This window comes from Streptomyces sp. NPDC090045, from assembly GCF_044747975.1.
Taxonomy (GTDB): Bacteria; Actinomycetota; Actinomycetes; order Streptomycetales; family Streptomycetaceae; genus Streptomyces.
This window is the reverse complement of the sequence record NZ_JBIVFA010000005.1, coordinates 129,097-146,709: the sequence shown is the minus strand read 5'-3', so window position 1 is coordinate 146,709 and position 17,613 is coordinate 129,097. Positions and strand designations below refer to the sequence as shown.

Here is a 17,613-nt window from a genome sequence, read left to right as displayed (position 1 = left end):
TGAGCCTCGAACGCATGAAGAAGGCTCTCCTCGCCGCGACCGCCGTCGCCGCCACACTCACCGCCTCCCTGGTCGTGGCCCCCGCCGCCACCGCCTCCGGCCTGGACCACCTCCCGTGGGCCGGCCACCAGAACGACCGCTCCGCCATCCCCTTCACCGAGGCCACCGTCACCGCCGGCGCCGACGGTTCCTTCACCCTGCAGTGGAAGGCCCGGGGCACCAAGCGGGTCGAGATCAAGGCGAACGGCAAGGTCGTCGCCAAGGGCGGCGCCGAGGGCCGGGCCGTGGTCACGGGGCTGCCCGCCGCCGACCGCCAGTGGTTCGACTTCAAGCCGGAGCGCGGCGGGAGCCTGCGCCTCGCCGACCGCCTCGTCAAGCTGGACGGCGCGGTCAACTTCCGCGACGCCGGCGGCTACCGCACCACCACCGGCCAGTGGGTCAAGATGGGCGAGATCTACCGCTCCGACGCCCTCAACAAGCTGACCGCGAACGACCTGGCCAAGCTGGAGCGCCTGCGCGTCAAGACCGTCTTCGACCTGCGGATGCAGGACGAGCGCACCAAGGACGCCGACAAGCTCCCGGCCGGCGCCACCTACGTCGTCGCCGACGTCTTCGCCGGCTCCGGCTCCTTCCAGACCCTGCCGAAGACCCCCGACGAGGCCGTCAAGGCCATGGTCGAAGCCGAGAAGGCGATGGTCAGCGGCGACGGCGGCAAGAAGGCGTACCCCCAGGTCTTCGACGGGATACGCAACGACCACCGCCGCTCCGTCCTCTTCCACTGCACCGCCGGCAAGGACCGCACCGGCTGGGCCAACGCCTCCCTGCTCACCGCCCTCGGCGTGCCCAGCGAGACCGTCATGGCCGACTACCTGGCCAGCAACGACTACCGCAAGGCAGCCAACGACGCGATCCTCTCCCACCTGCCCGCCCAGCAGGCCGCCGTCTACAAGCCGCTGCTCGACGTGCGCCCCGAGTACCTCAACTCCGGCTACGACGAGGTCAAGGCCACGTACGGCTCCTTCGACCGCTACCTGAAGGACGGCCTCGGCATCGACAACCGCGAGCTGCGCCAGCTCAAGAAGGACATGCTCGTCGGCTGACCGCCGGCAGGAGCGCGCGCGGGCCCGCCCGGCCGCCACACCGACCGGGCCCGCACACCACCGTCAGTCCAGCACCGTCAGTCCAGTACCGGCAGCAGCTCCGGCAGGTGCCCGTCCGAGGCGCGGGCCGCGTCCTGCCGCTCCCGCGGCACCTCCCCGTACAGCGTCGTACGGGCCTTCGCGGGCCGCCCGGCGGCCTCGGCGACGGCGATCAGGTCCTGGACGGACTTGTACGAGCCGTAACTCGACCCGGCCATGCGCGAGATGGTCTCCTCCATCAGGGTCCCGCCCAGGTCGTTCGCCCCGGACCGGAGCATCTCGGCCGCGCCCTCCGCCCCGAGCTTCACCCAACTCGTCTGGATGTTGGGGATGTGCGGGTGCAGCAGGAGCCGGGCCATCGCCGTCACCGCCCGGTTGTCGCGGACCGTCGGACCCGGCCGCGCGATGCCCGCCAGGTACACGGGCGCGTTGGTGTGGATGAAGGGGAGCGTGACGAACTCCGTGAAACCACCGGTCCGCTGTTGGATCCGGGCCAGCGTGCGGAAGTGGCCGAGCCAGTGCCGCGGCTGGTCCACGTGCCCGTACATCATGGTCGACGAGGACCGGATGCCGAGCTCGTGCGCCGTCGTGATGACGTCGATCCAGTCCGCCGTCGGCAGCTTCCCCTTCGTGAGCACCCAGCGGACCTCGTCGTCGAGGATCTCCGCCGCCGTGCCCGGGATGGAGTCCAGCCCGGCCTCCTTGGCCGCCGTCAGCCAGTCCCGTACGGACATCCCCGTCCGCGTAGCCCCGTTGACGACCTCCATCGGGGAGAAGGCGTGCACGTGCATGCCGGGGACCCGCTCCTTCACCGCGCGCGCGATGTCGAAGTACGCCGTCCCGGGCAGGTCCGGGTGGATGCCGCCCTGCATGCACACCTCGACCGCGCCGACGTCCCAGGCCTGGGCGGCCCGGTCCGCGACCTGGTCCAGCGACAGCGTGTACGCGTCGGCGTCCGTGCGGCGCTGCGCGAACGCGCAGAAGCGGCAGCCGGTGTAGCAGACGTTGGTGAAGTTGATGTTCCGCGTGACGATGTAGGTGACCTCATCGCCCACGACCGACTTGCGCAGGTCGTCGGCGATCCGGCACAGCGCGTCGAGGGCCGGGCCGTCCGCGTGCAGCAGCGCGAGCGCCTGCGCGTCGGTCAGCCTCGTCGGATCGTCGGCGGCCCGGGCGAGGGCGGCGCGCACGTCGGTGTCGATGCGCTCGGCCACCATTCCGGGAGCCGCCGCCTCGCGCAGCGCCTCCCAGTCCCCGTAGACGTGGTCGAAGTCGTCACGGCGGTCGCCGGTGCGGCCCTCGGTGTCGATGGTGGCGTGCAGGTCGGTGCGCCCGTAGGCGACGAACCCCTCGTCGGGCTCCTGCCAGGGCCGGCCCTCGACGGTGGCCGTCTCGTCGGCCAGTCCGGTCTCCGGGTCGGCCAGCGCCCGTACGTGCGGCAGCAGGCGGGGGTCCAGCCAGGGCTCCCCGCGCTGCAGGAACTCCGGATAGATGGTGAGGCGTTCGCGCAGCTCGAAGCCGGCGGCCCGGGTGCGCTCGGCCAGCTCCTCGATGTGCGGCCAGGGACGCTCGGGATTCACGTGGTCGGGGGTCAGCGGCGACACCCCGCCCCAGTCGTCGATGCCCGCGCCGATGAGCAGGGCGTACTCGGCGTCCACCAGGTTCGGCGGGGCCTGGATCCGGGCGCTCGGGCCCAGGATGTGCCGGGCGACGGCGATGGCGGCGGCCAGCTCCTCCAGCTCCGCGTCCGGCATGCCGCGCATGGCGGTGTCCGGCTTGGCGCGGAAGTTCTGGACGATGACCTCCTGGATGCCGTGGTAGCTGCGCTGGATCCGGCGGAGCTCGAAGAAGGCCTCGGCCCTCTCCTCGTAGGACTCGCCGATCCCGATCAGCACCCCGGTGGTGAAGGGGACGTTCGAACGCCCCGCGTCCTCCAGCACGCGCAGCCGTACGGCCGGCTCCTTGTCGGGGGAACCGTGGTGGGGGCCGCCGGGCTCGGACCACAGGCGGGTGGCGGTGGTCTCCAGCATCATGCCCATGCTCGGCGCGACCGGCTTCAGCCGCTGGAGGTCGGACCACGACATGACACCGGGGTTGAGGTGCGGGAGCAGCCCCGTCTCCTCCAGGACGCGGATCGCCATGGCGCGGACGTAGGCGAGGGTGTCGTCGTAGCCGTGCGCGTCGAGCCACTCGCGCGCTTCGGGCCAGCGGTCCTCGGGACGGTCGCCGAGGGTGAACAGCGCTTCCTTGCAGCCCATCGCCGCGCCCTGGCGGGCGATGTCGAGGACCTCGTCGGGGGAGAGGTACAGGCCGTGGCCGGCCTTGCGGAGCTTGCCGGGCACGGTCACGAAGGTGCAGTAGTGGCACTTGTCGCGGCACAGTCGGGTGAGCGGAATGAAGACCTTGCGCGAGTACGTGATGACACCGGGCCGCCCGGCGGCGGCGAGCCCGGAGTCCCTTACGCGTGCGGCGGACGCGGCGAGGTCCCGCAGGGCCTCCCCGCGCGCCTGGAGGAGCACGGCCGCCTCGGTCGCGTCGAGGGCGACGCCGTCTCGCGCCCGCCGGAGCGCGCGGCGCATCGCGTTGTCGGTCGGAGCGTCACTCGGAGTGGTCATGGGCCGAGCATACGATCCGACGTTGCGGCGGTGGGGTGGCTGCGCAGTGGCTCATCTCATCAGCTCACCGGCGTTGACCAGCAGGGACTGGCCGGTTATCGCCCGCGCCCGGTCGGAGGCGAGGAAGACGGCGGCGTCGGCGACGTCCCCGTCGGTGGCGAGATCGGGCAGGGCCATGCGCTGGGTCAGCCGACCGTGCACCTCGGCCTCCGGAACGCCCTCCGTGTGGGCGGTGAAGGTGACGAACGCCTGCACCGGCGGCCCCCACATCCAGCCGGGCAGCACCGTGTTGACGCGGATCCGGTGCGGGCCGAGCTCGCGGGCCATGGAGTACATGGCGGAGGTCAGCGCCCCCTTGGAGGCGGCGTAGGCGGCCTGCTGCACCTCGTTGGGCGCGGCGACGGCGGACTGGGTCCCGATGATCACCACGGATCCGCCGCGCTCCTTGAGCGCGGGCAGGCAGGCCCGGGTCATCCTCAGGGTCCCCAGCAGGTTGACGTCGAGGATCTGCTGCCAGGTCCCGAAGTCGGCGTCCTCCAGCCCCCCGAAGTACGAGTCCCAGGCGGCCACGTGCACGACGGCGTCCACGGCCCCGAACCGCTCCACGGCCAGGGCGGCGAGGGCCTCGCACTGCGCCTCGTCGCCGATGTCGGTCGGCCGATGGGCGGTGTGGGTGCCGTCGGGGTCGATCTCGGCGGCGGCCTTGGCGAGATTCGCCTCGGTCCGCGCCCCGAGCACGGCGTTCCCCCCGTCCCGTACGACGGCGGCAGCCACCTGATGCCCGAGCCCGGCCCCGACACCGGAGACGACGACGGTCTTCCCTCGCAACAGCATGACGGACCTCCGGCACGGGTGAATCTGACGAGGCGTCAGGCTACGACGCGGGCCCGGCGGTGTGAAGGGGCGCGGACCCGAAGAGTGCCGGATCCGGAGGCGGTGACGCGAAGTCAATGCCTGGTCTGCCCGGTCCCATCGATCCGCGCGAGCATCCGGTTCACGATGTCGAGGAGTTCCGCGTCGGTGGTGTCTCCGTCCTCCCGGAAGGCCGGGTCGATCGCGTACTCGTCCAGGGCGTAGAAGACCTCGTTGAGCGCTCGGTAGAGGTGGTCCCCGGTGCGCTCGCCTTCGTTCAAGGCCTTCCTCCGGGCGTCCAGCCACTGCTTGGCGAACCTCCCCGGCCGGATTTCGGCGCGGGACAGCCTCCTCATGAGGTCCAGCTGCATCCCGGTTCCCGAACCCTCGGGGACCTCCCGGGCGGTCCTCCACTGCCTCGGGCGTGCGGCCTTGTCATTCATGGCGCGGCGTCCTCGATGGCCTGGAGGATCAGATCCATGTCCTTCGCGGCGAGGAGGCAGAAGTCCTGGTCCTTGGTGACGGTGATCTGCGCTTCGCCGAAGTCGTCGCCATTGCGTGCCGACTCCTCGGTGAGGCGTACGGGCAGGATCAGCCAGTTCTTCGCGGCCTTGAACCGCCACTCGACATGGCGCGGGGCGTCACGCGCCACGGCCTCGAAGACGGGCTTGAACTCGTCGTGAGGCTCGGCGAACCGCCAGCCGAGGTGTGCGATCTGCACGTGCCCGAGGCGGGGATGGCGTTCGACGGGCGACCGGAACCAGAAGAGCGGAGCAAAGCGGGAGAGAGCGGCATGAGCCCTCAGGGCACCTGTCATCAAACGCTCCACGGCGGCTCGCCCGTGCGCCCGAGCTTGAGAATGGATTCGGTTTCGAATGCTTCCAGGTCGGCCACATAGGGACGCACCCCCGGGTGGTCGCCGCAGAAGGTGACGTTCGCCGTGAGGTGGTCGTCGGCCAGGCCGCCGTAGGACAGGGAGATGTACGCGGAGACCTCCACGGTGGAGCGGAGTGCGTCCGCACTCAGGAGAGCGCTGCCCGCGTACGCCACGCAACGCCGCAGCAGCCTCGACTCCCTGTCCTCCCCCGAGGCCGGAAGGTCGTAGTCCGTCATCCCGCGGCCGTTGACGGTGTACTCCTCGTGCACCACGTCCGAGAACGGTCCCGGCGGAGCGGACTTCAGCGCCGACAGGACGTGCGCGCCGCCGGGCGTGACCTCCCAGCCGCCTTCCGCGATTCGAAGGAACCCGGGAGGAGCCTCGTCCGGGGTGATGTCACCCGTGTCGACCCGGCCCAGCAGGCGCGCCATCGAGCGGTTCATTTCCATACGACGCCCTCCTCGAGCAGGGCCCGCACGTGCGCGTTGCCACTGCCGTACAGATGATCGGCCAGCACCTGCCCGGCCGGCCCCTTGGTCCGGTGCACCGCGGCGACGGCATGGGCCATCGTGCGGCCCGCCGGGGCGGCCCGCAGGATCCGCAGGACGAGCTCCACGGCCGCCTCCTCGTCCACGACGACGACCGAGTTGGCGAGATCGACGAGCTGGGTCGCCACGTCGAACCGGTACGGGACTCCCGCCGCGATGGAGTCGAGGCCCCGGCCGATGACGGCGCGGATGTCGGGCAGGCAGGCCCGCACCACGGCTTCGTCCAGGTAGTCCCCGAGCTTCTCCTCGAAGTACTCGCGGTCCGCGATGCGAATGAGGGACCGGAAGGTCTCCAGCCGGAGCCCCGAAGACCCCTTCTCTTCGGCGAGCTCCCGACTGTCGGCCGCGGCTGCGGAGAACTGCCCGTAGCTGCTGTCCACGGAGAACTTGCGGTCGATGAGCAGGTCGTACCAAGGCGCCGCCCGCGGGTCCAGGGTCGCCTCCCGGACCGCCTGGTAGCCCGTGGGCTCACCCCAGGCCACGAGCGTCAGGCAGGCCAGATACCTCTCGCGGTCCGACGCCGACGCATCACCGAGCAGCCGGACGAGACCGGGCACGCGATCGCGGTGTTCCGGGCGGTCGTAGCCGCCGTAGATGACGTCATCGACATCATCGGTGCGCCGCCCCTCGAAGTCGGTCCCGAGCAACTCTTCGCATCTCGTCACGCGGCACCGTACTCCGCCAGTGCCCGCCCCAGGCGGGCCACGCCCTCCGTGATCTCCGTCGGGGTGTGGGTCGTGAACGAGAGGCGGAGGGTGCGGGGGTCCGGGGTGGTGGCGTGGAAGGGGGCTCCCGGGACGAAGGCGACGCCGTGGGTGACCGCCGTCTTGAGCAGGTCCGTCGCGTCGTGGTTCTCGGGCAGGCGGGCCCAGACGAACATGCCCCCCTCGGGGAGGTTCCAGTCGCAGTCCGCCGGAAGGGTACGGCTCAGGGCGCGCTGCAGGGCGTCGCGCCGTGCGCGGTACGCCGCGCGGACCGTGGCGATGTGGGCGTCCAGGTCGGCCGTCGCCAGGTAGTGCGCCGCGGCCAGCTGGTCCACCGTGGAGGTGTGCAGGTCCGCCGCCTGCTTCGCGACCACCGCGGCCCGGCGCAGGGCCGCGGGGGCCCGGAGCCAGCCCAGCCGGAGCCCCGGCGCCATGATCTTCGAGAAGCTGCCGAGCAGGGCCGTACGGTCCTCCGCCCCCGGATGCGCCGCCAGCCACGGAACGTCCGCGCCCTCGTAGCGCAGTTCGCCGTACGGGTCGTCCTCCACCAGCCACAGCCCGAGGCGTGCCGCCGTCCGTGCCACCTCCGCCCGCCGGGCGGCCGGCAGGGTGCGTCCCGTCGGGTTCTGGAAGGTGGGGACGGTGTAGAGCAGCTTCGGGCGTTCCCGCGCGACGAGTTCCGCGAGGGCCTCGGGGACGATGCCCTCACCGTCGCACGGGACGGCCACCACCCGCGCCCCCGCCAGCCTGAAGCACTGGAGCGCCGCCAGGTAGGTGGGGTTCTCGACCAGCACCACGTCCCCGGGTTCGATCAGGGCGGCGGTGATGAGGGTGAGGGCCTGCTGGGAGCCCGAGGTGATGACGACGTCGTCGGCGTCGGTCGGCAGGCCGCGCGCCGTGGTCCGGGCGGCCACGGCCGCGCGGAGTTCCGGCGCGCCCTCGGTGGTCGAGTACTGGAGCGCGCGCCGCGCCGATAGGGCGAAGGCGGCCTCGTACGCGGCCCGCAGGCCCTCGGTGTCGAAGAGCTCGGGCGCGGGGAGGCCACCGGCGAAGGAGACGATCCCGGGGCGTTCGGTGAGCGCGAGGATCTCGCGTACGGGGGAACCCTCGACCGAGACGGCGCGGGCGGCGAACGCGGGCGGCGGCGATGCGGGCACGGCGGTGGCATACATGGGCGCTCCTCCGGAGACGGGTGCGCGCATCGTAGCCAGGAGAAGTTGTAGACGGCATGTATATATCAGGGGGTGGACCCTTCCCGATCCTTCCCGACCCTTCCGGCTTCCCGACCCCTCCCCATCTGACGTCGCATCAGCTAGACCGGTCCCATGACGACAGGAGAGCAGGAACCGCAGCAGGACACCCGCGCCGACGACTACGCCGCGCTCGCGTCCGTCGGCCCCTACGGCGTCCGCCCCGGCCACGCGCTGATCACCATGGTGGAGCCGCACCCGGGCCATGAGTTCGCGTACAACCGCTGGTACGAGGACGACCACTACTACGCCGGCGCCATGGCCATGCCCTGGATGTACGCGGGCCGCCGCTGGGTCGCCACCCGTGACCTCCAGGAGCTGCGCTACCCCGAGAAGTCGGCCGTGGCCCAGCCCGTCACCGCGGGCTGCTACATATCGACGTACTGGGTCACCGAGGGCCGCTACGACGAGCACATGAAGTGGACCGTCGGCATCAACAAGCGCCTGAACCGCGACGGCCGGGTCTACCAGGACCGCACCCACGTCTTCACGGCCTTCCAGGACCACGCGGCCACCGTCTACCGCGACGGCGCCGCCGGCCCGCGGGACTTCCACGCCCTCGACCACCCGTACGCCGGCCTCGTGGTCCAGGTCGTCGACGCCGACGGGCCCGAGCAGCGGGCCGAGTTGCTGGAGTGGTTGCGCTCGCGCGCCCTCCCGAAGCGGCTGCACGGCTCCCCGGCCGCGATGGTGACGCTCTTCCGGCCGACCCCGCTGCCCGGTGACCGGATGACGTACGTCAAGCAGGTCGAGGGGGTCGACACCCGGTTGACGCTGCTGTGGTTCCTGGAGGCCGACCCGCGGGAGTGCTGGGACCGCTTCCAGGGGCTGGACACGGAGGTCGCCGAGGCGGGGCTGGGGCGGGTGGAGCTGGTGGCGCCGTTCATCCCCACGGTGCCGGGGACGGACCGGTACGTCGACCAGCTGCGCTGACGCCGACGGCGCCAACCGGCCGCGCCCGCGCCCGCACGCGGACATGGCCGAGCCCCCTCGGCCAAGACGGCGGACCGGTCGAGAGGGCTCCAGTAAGAGGGAGGGTTGGGACGCGCCGTGATCTTCAGGCGAGGCGTCCCAGCCGGCCCTCGGTGACGTCGGCGACGAAGGAGGTCCAGGAGCCGGGGGCGAAGGTCAGGGAGGGACCGTCCTGCACCTTCGAGTCGCGGACGGCGATGGCCTCCATGACGGGGGACTTGACCTCGACGCAGGCGCCGTTGGCAGAGTAGGAGGACTTGACCCAGTTGACCGTGGCGCCCTGACGAATAGCCATGTTTCTCTCCGGTGAGCGAGTAGTGCCGGTGTCTTGTCGGCCATTTCCGGCTGACCTGATCGACGCTACCGGGAGCTCCTGATAGGTGAACGAAGCGTTCACCCGACCGAGTGGCATATTCCATTCAGGCCTTATGTGGCTGGGGAGTGACGGTGTACGGTACCGACCCTTCCGCCACCCCTCCGCCACCCCACCGGCACATCACGGCATCAGTCGCCCTATTCGCCCTTGTCGGCATATTCGTCGATGATCCCGGAGATGAACTGCCGGGTCTGGTCGACGTTGAGGGCCTGGGCGCGCAGGTGTTCGTACATCACGCTGTACTTCTGCACGTCGTTGGCCTTCTCCAGGTACAGGTCGCTCGTCACGCCCTCGATGTAGACGACCGTCGAGTCGGAGGCGTCCGGGAACTCCAGGATCGCGTACTGGCCGTTGACCCCGGGGTGGGCGCCCAGCGAGAAGGGCATCACCTGCACGGTGACGTGCGGCTGCTCGGACTGCTCTATCAAGTACTCCAGCTGCCGCGTCATCAGCTGGGCGTCGCCCACCCGCCGGCGCAGCGCGGCCTCGTCGATGACCGCCCACAGGCGCAGCGGGCCGAGTTCCGGGTTGTTGTTGTCGGTCTCGGAGAGCCGCTTCTGGCGGTGCATCCGGACCTGGACCCGCTTGTCCACGTCGGCCGGGGCGGTCTCCGGCCAGGCGCCGCGGACGAGGGACTGGGCGTACTCCGTGGTCTGGAGCAGACCCGGGATCACCAGGGGTTCGTACGTGCGCAGGCTGGCGGCGTCCGTCTCCAGGCCGATGTACACGCTGTACGGGATGTCACCGAAGGCGTGCCACCAGCCCTGCTGGCGGGAGTCCTTGGCCATCTGCATGAGCGAGTCGATGAGCCGGCGGTCCTCGACCTCGTACACGTCGCACAGATCGCGGACGTCGCGCTGGCTGATGGAACGGCGGCCGTTCTCCAGTCGGCTGATCTTCGACTGGGAGACGAGGAGGCGCTCGGCGACCTGCTCGGCCGTCATGCCCTTGTCCTCACGGAGCTTGCGCAACTCCATACCCAGTCGGCGGCGTCGGACGGTGGGATTGACATTGGACGCCACGGGAACGGCACCTCCGCCTTCTTCTGTCGTGCAGCTGTCTCTCTGCGTGTCTGATGTCGAGCAGACTGCCACCGAAGCGGGCGCCGCCGCTGGGGAACGGCAGGGAAAACACAGACGCGCGGGGCGGCGGGGTCGGCGAACCGGCCCCGCCACCCCGCGCGCTGGCGGCTCCCGAACCGGGTCTTTGCGGACGTCGGTCACGGCGATGGCGTTGCGATCGAGCTGAGGTGGATCCGGGATGGATCTGTGGACCCGAACTGGTTGTAACCGGTGGATCAGTGCGCGGCCGCGCGGGCCATCGCACCCGTCCGGCGCGGCTGCAGCGGAACGCTGCTCGCCGTGGCCCGGGCAGGTGGCGCCGGTGCGCGGTCACGGCGCGGCTGTGCGGCCACACCGTTCTGGACGTCCATCACGGCATGCGCCACGAGTCCGCCCATCGGGTCGTGCCGGATCAGGTCCCGCAGCCGGGACCTGGACGACCGCCCCTCGTTGCCGGGGTACAGGTGCTTGCCGAGTCCGACCGCGTGGGCCAGTGCGGCAAGCGCCGCGGTCCGCGGGTCCGGCGGTACGCCGGTGCGGATCGCACTGTCGAGCCGGGCTCGGATCTCCCGGCTGATCTCCGTGTCCGTCGCCTGGTAGCGAGTTGTCGGCAACACACCGCACATCTGTCCCGCGACGGCATGGACCATGCCGCAGCGCTCCAGATGAGCGAGGTAAATCTGACGGAGCCCCAGTCGGGGTCCGCCGATCCAGTGGACGGCCCGTACCGGGCTGCCGCGCCTGCGCAGCAGTTCCAGTGCGGAGTCCAGAGTCGGATCTCCTGTCGGCCGTGGCATCACCACGGCGATACGATCCCCATCAGGGGCTATCCGTCCTGCCAGAGCCAGCTCCACTAGCTGTGCCCCGGCCAGGCCGAGGTCGAGCGACTGCGGCTGCGCCGTGGTACCCGTGGCCGGGTCCAAGGCGAGCAGCAGAAGCTCCTCCGGAATTGTTCTGCGGCTCCTGCCCATCCATGCCTCCCCGCGTGGATGAGTGACAGGGTGACGCCTCTCACATTCATCTGTCGAGAGCGCGTGGCCGCTTTGTGGGGGAACCCGCAGCTATGTCGTTCTCGTCTAGCACGTGGGCGATGCCCCCGAGACGGGACACTGTTAGACATTCGGACAGCCGGACGTGGCGGCGATGGAGGAGGAACGGTGGCGGGCGAGTCCCCCGACAAGTCGGTAGATGCAGGAGCGCCGGGGGCGGCGGAGTCGTCCGCGGAGCGTGACCCGAGGCTGTCGGTGTTCCGGCCGAGGGATCCGGAGGACCGGGACGCGCGCGCCGGCGCGGCGGAAGCCGAGGCGGTCGCCGAGGCCGAGGCCGAGGCCGCCGCTGAGCCTGAGCCGGTGGCCGAAACCGAGCCCGTTGCCGATCCCGAGCCCGAGCCGGTGGCCGGAACCGAGGCCGAGGGTGGATCCGAGGCCGAGGGTGGATCCGAGGGCGAGCGGGATCCGCTGCGCGAGGCGGTGGCGGCATGGATCGCCAAGGCCGACGGACCCGCGGACACCTCCGAACGGGTGGAAACGGCTGCTGATGCGGACGCGGATGCCGAGGCGCCGGCGGAGGAGCCGGAAGAGGAGCCCGAGGCCGACGAGCCGGCTGCCGCGCCGAAGCGCGAGGCCGCTCCGGAGACCCGTTCCGAGGAGCCGGAGTCTGCTTCCGTTTCTCGTTCCGGGTCTGGTTCCGCTTCTGCTTCCGGCAGCGCTTCCGGTTCGGCTGCGGAGAAGCCGAAGGCCGTGGACGGGGAGCGCGCCGCGGCGGCTCCCGCTGCGGAAAAGCCCGCCGACAGCGAGCGCACGGCCGTGTTCCGCTCGGTGAAGCCGGATGTCGCAGCGGAGAACCCCGAGCCCAAGCCCGAGGCTGCACCCAAGCCCGCGCCCGCGGTCGAAGAGTCCGCCGACAGCGAGCGCACCGCCGTGTTCCGGGCCGTGAAGCTGGATTCCGGTTCGGCCTCCGCTCCGGAGCGGCCGAAGCCCGGGCCCGCTGCCGACGAGCCCGCGGACAGCGAGCGTACGGCCGTGTTCCGCGCGGTGAAGCTGCCTTCCGGTTCGGCTCCGGTCGATGCGGCGAAGCCCTCCACCGACAAGCCCTCCGCCGACAAGCCCGCGGCCGGCAAGCCCTCCATCGGCAAGTCCGCGGACAGCGAGCGGACCGCCGTCTTCCGGGTCCCGAAGGTGGACGCGGCCAAGGCGGAGACCCCGAAGCCCGCTCCCGCCAAGCCCGCCGCCGCGAAGCCGACCCTGGCCAAGCCGGCCGAAGCCCGGTTCACCCCGGCCCCGGCCAAGCCCGCCCAGGCCAAGCCCGCCGAGGCGCCCAAGGGCAGCACCTTCGTGCCGCTGCGTCCGGAGAGCGTCGCACCGGCACCCGCGTCCGCGTCCGCGCCCGAGGTCCGGCAGCGGCCGAAGCTGCCCGCCGCCGTGGACCAGTCCGAGCGGACCACCCAGCAGCCGCTGCCGCCCAAGCCGCCGCTCGACATGCTCGCGGACCTCACGAACAACCCGCCCCCGCCGCCGAGCCCGATGCGCACCGCCGTCCGGCGGATCAAGATCTACGCCCCGCTCGTCGTGCTCGTGGCGATCATCCTGGCCGTCGTGCAGCTGGTCCGCCCGCTGCCCGAGCCGAAGCTCGTGATGAACGCGAAGTCCTCGTACACCTTCGACGGCGCCAAGCCCCAGCTGCCCTGGCCCGCCGAGGGCCAGGCCTACATGGCCGCCGCCGGCCTCGGCACGCTCGGCCAGTCCGGCGAGCAGAAGCCCGTGCCGATCGCGAGCGTCACCAAGTCGATGACGGCGTACATCATCCTGCGCGACCACCCGATGAAGAAGGGTGAGCAGGGCGCGATGATCGACGTCGACAAGACGGCCGAGACCGAGGGCAAGAAGAACAACTCGACCGACAACGAGTCCACCCTCGACACGGTCAAGGAGGGCGAGAAGATCTCGGAGTACGACGCGATCGCCGCCCTCATGATCCCGTCGGCCAACAACATCGCGCGGCTGCTCGCGCGCTGGGACGCCGGTTCCCAGGAGGCGTTCGTCAAGAAGATGAACGACACCGCCAAGGAACTCGGCATGACCAACACCACGTACACGGACCCCTCGGGTCTGGACGCGACCACGGTCAGCACCGCCGAGGACCAGGTGAAGCTGGGCCTGAAGCTGGTCGAGATGGAAGCCCTGCTGGACATCACGAAGAAGACCAGCTGGGTGGACCCGTCCGGCAAGAACTGGCGCAACTGGAACGGTCTGACCGGAGCCACCGGCGCGCTCGGCATCAAGACCGGTACGACGACCAAGGCGGGCGGAAACCTCCTCTTCGCCGCTCAGAAGAAGGTCGGCAAGACCAACCAGCTGATCGTCGGAGCCGTCCTCGGCCAGCACAAGGCGCCGATCATCGACAGCGTGCTCGCCGCGAGCAAGCAGCTGATGCTGGAGACCCAGAAGGTCCTCGACGGCGCGACCGTCGTGAAGAAGGGCGAGGTCGTGGGCTACGTCGACGACGGTCTCGGCGGCCGGACGCCCGTCGTGGCCACCGCCGACGTGCAGGCGGTCGGCTGGGCCTCGCTGACCGTCGACGTCAAGCTCGCGGACGGCGGCGGGAAGATGCCGCAGACCGCGACGGCCGGGACCGAGGTCGGCGTGCTGACCGTCGGCGAGGGCGCCAGCCAGGTGAAGGTGCCGGTCGCCCTGCAGAGCGACCTCGCGGCGCCGGGCATCGGCAGCAAGCTGACGCGCGTCGGCTGACATCCGGTGAGAGCGTGGATCCGGCGCCCCGGGCAACCCCGGGGCGCCGGGGCGCGTCTTGGCACCCGGGACGTGTGCGGGTGTGGACTCATGTGTTGGGGAGAGCGGCAGTGACCACTGCTGAGCAGCAGGGCCGGCGTCAGGACGCCATCCCGTCGGCCGACGGCGGGGGTGCCGAGGGCCAGCGCCGGGGCGAGGACGAGGGCAGGGGCTCCGGGGTGCCCGGGCAGTCCGCCGGCCCGGGGGTCCTCGCGCCGTCCGCCGACCCCGGCGCCACGCCCGGTCCCGGCCCCGCAACCGGCCCCGGCCTCGGCGTCGCTCCCGACGCCGCCTCCGCCTCCGCCCCGGCTCCCGGCGGCATACGGCCCCGCACCGGGTTCTTCCGCGCCGCCCTCGACGGGGCCCGGCGCCACCCCGTGGCCGTCGCCACCGCGCTCGCCGCCGTACTGCACGTCGTCTGGTTCTTCAGCTTCGCCAACAGCGGCGGCGACCTCGCCGCGCAGGACGCCTGGGCCGAGTTCGTGGGCCGCCACCCCGACTCCGCGTACAACCTCGCCTGGTACGGCGGCATGCACCCCGTCTCGTACAGCGTGGTCTCGCCGTACCTCATGCACATGCTCGGCGTCCGGACCACCATGATGATCGCGGGCACCGTCTCGGCCGGGCTGCTCGCGCTGATCCTCACCCGCTGCCGCGGGGCCGTGCGCGAGCCGCTGTGGCCCGCCCTGGCCGGGGTGTACGGGCTGCTCTGCAACGCCCTGTCGGGCCGCGTCACCTTCGGTCTCGGCGCGATGTTCGCCCTCGCCGCGGTCGCCGCGGTCTTCTGCTGGCCCCGCAAGTGGGCGCGGCGGCGCTGGGCCAAGGCCGCCGTGGCGGCCCCGCTGGCCGGGCTCGCGACCGCCGCCAGCCCCGTCGCCGGCCTGTTCCTCGGGGTGATCGCGGCCGCGCTGTTCCTGAGCGGGCGGCGCCCGGGTGCGTACGCGCTGGGGCTCGCCCCGGTGGCCGTGGTCGGGCTGTCGGCCTGGCTCTTCCCGTTCTCCGGGACGCAGCCGATGAAGATCGGCTCGGCCGGGCTGCCGTTCGTGTTCGCGCTGCTGATCCTCTTCCTCGTACCGAAGCGGTGGAAGACGGTCCGGATCGCCTCCGCCGTCTACGCCCTCGGGGTCTTCCTGACCTGGGTGATCGACTCCCAGGTCGGCTCGAACGTCACCCGTCTGGTGATGCTGTTCGGTGGGGCCGTGCTGCTCGCGGCCCTCGCCTACGAGGTCCCGCGCTCGCGGCGCTGGTACGGGGTGCTGCTCGCCTTCGTCGGGCTGAACGCCTGGATCACCGCCAACAGCATCACGGACATCATCCGCACCACCCCGGTGGCCGCGTGGAACCGTGAGCTGGCCCCGCTCGTCGACCGGCTGCAGAAGGCGGGCGCCGACCGCGGCCGGGTCGAGGTGGTCCCCGCGAGCAGCCACCGCGAGTCCTCCGCCTTCCCCTCGTACGTGAACCTCGCGCGCGGCTGGAACCGGCAGGCCGACCTGGAGCGCAACCCGCTCTTCTACGACGACACCCTCACCGCCGACAGCTACCGGGCCTGGCTGGAGCGCTGGGCCGTGCACTACGTGGTGCTGCCGGCCGACAAACCCGACTCGGGCGGGGAGGACGAGGCGAAGCTCGTGCGCGAGGGGCTCCCGTACCTCCAGCAGGTGTGGGGCGACGCGAACTGGCAGCTGTTCAAGGTCCACGAGCCGACGGACCTGGTGGCCGGACCGGCGACCGTCGTGCGCGCGAGTGCCGACCGGCTGGTCATCGACGTGAAGAAGCCCGGGCGGGTGCTGGTACGGATCCCGCACTCCCCGTGGCTGGGGCTGGTGGACGCGGCGGGGAAGCCCGTACCGCCGCCGCAGGAGACCTTCGCGTCGAAGGCGCGGGGCGGGAGCCGGGAGGGCGGCGCGCTCCGCAAGGAGTACGCGAACACCGCCGGATGCCTGTTCAAGGCGGCGCCGGACGGCACCGGCGACGTGTGGACGGAACTGCTGGCGCCCGCGCCGGGGGAGTACCGGGTGGCGGCGAAGTACCAGCTGCCGCGGGGAACGCCCTGCCCGGACGACCTGGTCCACCAGACGCTGGGGCAGCCGAAGCTGCCGGCTCCGCCGCGCCGGTGATCCGGACCCGAGCCGGAAGCCCTGATCGGAATCTTGATCGGAATTCTTTACGTGCCGGTCCGGGTGCGTTGGTCGCTATATATGCATACGATCCCAGTAGTCCGATTGGGTGCTTCCCGAGGGAGTTGACGACGGGATGAACAAAGAGCAGAAGCGCGACGTCCGGACGGCCATCGCGAAGGCGCAGGAGCAGGCGCAGCCGCCGCGGATGCCGGGTCACGGCTTCGACGGTCCGGTACGGAGCAAGGTCAAGGGCGGGCTGCACACGAAGGCCGCGCTCAAGCGCGCCGGCACTCCGCAGGGTGACCGCATCGGCGAACGCACCAGCGGCCTGAGCTGACCGAGTCGACCCGTCTCTGGACGTAGCCCTTCCGGTCCTGACCGGGAGGGCCTTTTCCGTGGGGGCCGTGGGAGTCGTTGGAGCCGGTTCGCCGGGTGGCGCCCGGAGAATCGTTACATCACCGACGGAACACCCACATATGACCCCCGTAGCGTCATGGCCGTCCCGCCCGCCGCATGCCCGCACGGAGTACGCCCGCCATGACCAGCACCCTCGCCGCCCCCGTCCGCCGCGCCCGCACCGGCCGCGCCCGCACCGGCCGGGCCCGCACCGGCCGGGCCGTGGCGACCGCCGTCCTCGCCGTCGCGGTCTCCGGGGGCCTCGCGGCCTGCGGCGGCGGCAGCACGAAGCTGCCGCCGGACCCCGAGGTCGGCAGCACCGCGGCCCCCGCCCTCACGCCCGTCGTGGACGCCGCCCCGGCGCTGCCCCGGTCGAAGCCGACCGGTATGAAGATCGACGCGGCGGGCGTGGACGCGAAGCGGATGGTCGACCTGGCGGTGGACCCGGTCTCCGGCGAGCTCGGCGTGCCGGACGCCGACACCGACGCGGACACGCCCGGCTGGTGGACCGAGGGGGTCACCCCCGGCGAGAAGGGGGTCTCGGTGCTCGTCGCGCACTTCGACACCCGGCACGGGCCGGCGCTGATGAAGGACGTCAAGAAGATCGGGCTGGGCGACGTGGTGGAGGTGCCGCGCGAGGACGGGCGGACGGCCAGGTTCAAGATCCGCGAGATCGAGGACGTGAACAAGAAGGACTTTCCGACCGGCAAGGTCTACGGGGACACCGACCGGCCCGAGCTGCGCCTGCTGACCTGCGGCGGCGAGGTGAGGAACGGGCACCGCACCAACAACGTCATCTTCTACGCCGACCTCGTGGCGGCCTGATCCGGCGCGATCCCGCCGACCACCCGCCGAAACGGGCGCACTACCGTGAGCTCACCGGGGGAACGGTGAACGGTGAACGGGGACCGCGGAGCA

Annotated in this window: 16 protein-coding genes; 6 read left to right on the top strand and 10 right to left on the bottom strand. The window is 71.5% G+C overall.

Going from position 1 to position 17,613, the window contains the following annotated elements; all coding sequences use genetic code 11:
- Positions 1-14 precede the first annotated feature (14 nt).
- Positions 15-1,100 (top strand): tyrosine-protein phosphatase, encoded by a 1,086-nt coding sequence (locus ACIPYQ_RS16025; RefSeq protein ID WP_401251180.1) that lies wholly within the window; start codon positions 15-17, stop codon positions 1,098-1,100.
- A 77-nt stretch (positions 1,101-1,177) separates the two neighbouring features.
- Here ACIPYQ_RS16025 and ACIPYQ_RS16020 read toward each other — a convergent pair whose 3' ends face one another.
- The 7 genes from ACIPYQ_RS16020 to ACIPYQ_RS15990 form a co-directional block, all read right to left on the bottom strand.
- Complete coding sequence (locus ACIPYQ_RS16020; protein WP_401251178.1) at positions 1,178-3,754, bottom strand: bifunctional FO biosynthesis protein CofGH; 2,577 nt, start codon at positions 3,752-3,754, stop codon at positions 1,178-1,180.
- Positions 3,755-3,805: 51 nt separating this feature from the next.
- Entirely contained in the window at positions 3,806-4,588 is a 783-nt protein-coding gene (locus ACIPYQ_RS16015; RefSeq protein WP_401251175.1) for an SDR family oxidoreductase, read from the bottom strand.
- A 113-nt stretch (positions 4,589-4,701) separates the two neighbouring features.
- Positions 4,702-5,049, bottom strand: a complete 348-nt coding sequence (locus ACIPYQ_RS16010; protein ID WP_401251172.1) for a hypothetical protein — start codon at positions 5,047-5,049, stop codon at positions 4,702-4,704.
- Entirely contained in the window at positions 5,046-5,423 is a 378-nt protein-coding gene (locus tag ACIPYQ_RS16005) for a hypothetical protein (protein ID WP_401251169.1), read from the bottom strand. Before ACIPYQ_RS16005 ends, ACIPYQ_RS16010 begins: the two co-directional genes overlap by 4 nt.
- The gene (locus ACIPYQ_RS16000; RefSeq protein WP_401251167.1) at positions 5,423-5,932 is read right to left on the bottom strand and encodes a hypothetical protein; all 510 of its coding nucleotides are present in this window, start codon (positions 5,930-5,932) and stop codon (positions 5,423-5,425) included. The genes ACIPYQ_RS16005 and ACIPYQ_RS16000 overlap by 1 nt, the downstream gene beginning before the upstream one ends.
- Entirely contained in the window at positions 5,923-6,696 is a 774-nt protein-coding gene (locus ACIPYQ_RS15995; RefSeq protein WP_401251164.1) for a hypothetical protein, read from the bottom strand. The genes ACIPYQ_RS16000 and ACIPYQ_RS15995 overlap by 10 nt, the downstream gene beginning before the upstream one ends.
- Entirely contained in the window at positions 6,693-7,907 is a 1,215-nt protein-coding gene (locus ACIPYQ_RS15990; RefSeq protein WP_401251161.1) for a PLP-dependent aminotransferase family protein, read from the bottom strand. Before ACIPYQ_RS15990 ends, ACIPYQ_RS15995 begins: the two co-directional genes overlap by 4 nt.
- Positions 7,908-8,060: 153 nt before the next feature.
- Between ACIPYQ_RS15990 and ACIPYQ_RS15985 the strand changes: the two genes are divergently transcribed.
- Entirely contained in the window at positions 8,061-8,918 is an 858-nt protein-coding gene (locus tag ACIPYQ_RS15985; RefSeq protein WP_401251158.1) for a hypothetical protein, read from the top strand.
- Between the two features lie 124 nt (positions 8,919-9,042).
- On the opposite strand, the gene ACIPYQ_RS15980 is transcribed toward ACIPYQ_RS15985, so the two are convergent.
- The 3 genes from ACIPYQ_RS15980 to ACIPYQ_RS15970 all read right to left on the bottom strand — a co-directional run bounded on the left by ACIPYQ_RS15980 (position 9,043) and on the right by ACIPYQ_RS15970 (position 11,365).
- On the bottom strand, positions 9,043-9,252 hold the full coding sequence (locus ACIPYQ_RS15980; RefSeq protein WP_319722484.1) for a DUF397 domain-containing protein: 210 nt from the start codon (positions 9,250-9,252) through the stop codon (positions 9,043-9,045).
- Between the two features lie 218 nt (positions 9,253-9,470).
- Positions 9,471-10,355 carry a helix-turn-helix transcriptional regulator gene (locus ACIPYQ_RS15975; RefSeq protein WP_361762318.1) on the bottom strand — a complete coding sequence of 295 codons (885 nt, stop codon included), beginning with the start codon at positions 10,353-10,355 and terminating at the stop codon, positions 9,471-9,473.
- Between the two features lie 275 nt (positions 10,356-10,630).
- Positions 10,631-11,365, bottom strand: a complete 735-nt coding sequence (locus ACIPYQ_RS15970) for a GPP34 family phosphoprotein (RefSeq protein WP_030390041.1) — start codon at positions 11,363-11,365, stop codon at positions 10,631-10,633.
- A 186-nt stretch (positions 11,366-11,551) separates the two neighbouring features.
- Here ACIPYQ_RS15970 and ACIPYQ_RS15965 point away from each other — a divergent pair, with 186 nt between their 5' ends.
- The 4 genes from ACIPYQ_RS15965 (at position 11,552) to ACIPYQ_RS15950 (ending at position 17,520) form a co-directional block, all read left to right on the top strand.
- Positions 11,552-14,140 (top strand): D-alanyl-D-alanine carboxypeptidase family protein, encoded by a 2,589-nt coding sequence (locus ACIPYQ_RS15965; protein ID WP_401251153.1) that lies wholly within the window; start codon positions 11,552-11,554, stop codon positions 14,138-14,140.
- Positions 14,141-14,250: 110 nt separating this feature from the next.
- Positions 14,251-16,296, top strand: coding sequence for an MFS transporter (locus ACIPYQ_RS15960; protein ID WP_401251150.1), 2,046 nt, complete (start codon positions 14,251-14,253; stop codon positions 16,294-16,296).
- 136 nt (positions 16,297-16,432) lie between these two features.
- The gene (locus ACIPYQ_RS15955) at positions 16,433-16,636 is read left to right on the top strand and encodes a hypothetical protein (RefSeq protein WP_361762325.1); all 204 of its coding nucleotides are present in this window, start codon (positions 16,433-16,435) and stop codon (positions 16,634-16,636) included.
- A gap of 200 nt (positions 16,637-16,836) precedes the next feature.
- Entirely contained in the window at positions 16,837-17,520 is a 684-nt protein-coding gene (locus ACIPYQ_RS15950) for a sortase domain-bontaining protein (protein ID WP_401251147.1), read from the top strand.
- Positions 17,521-17,613: the final 93 nt, after the last annotated feature.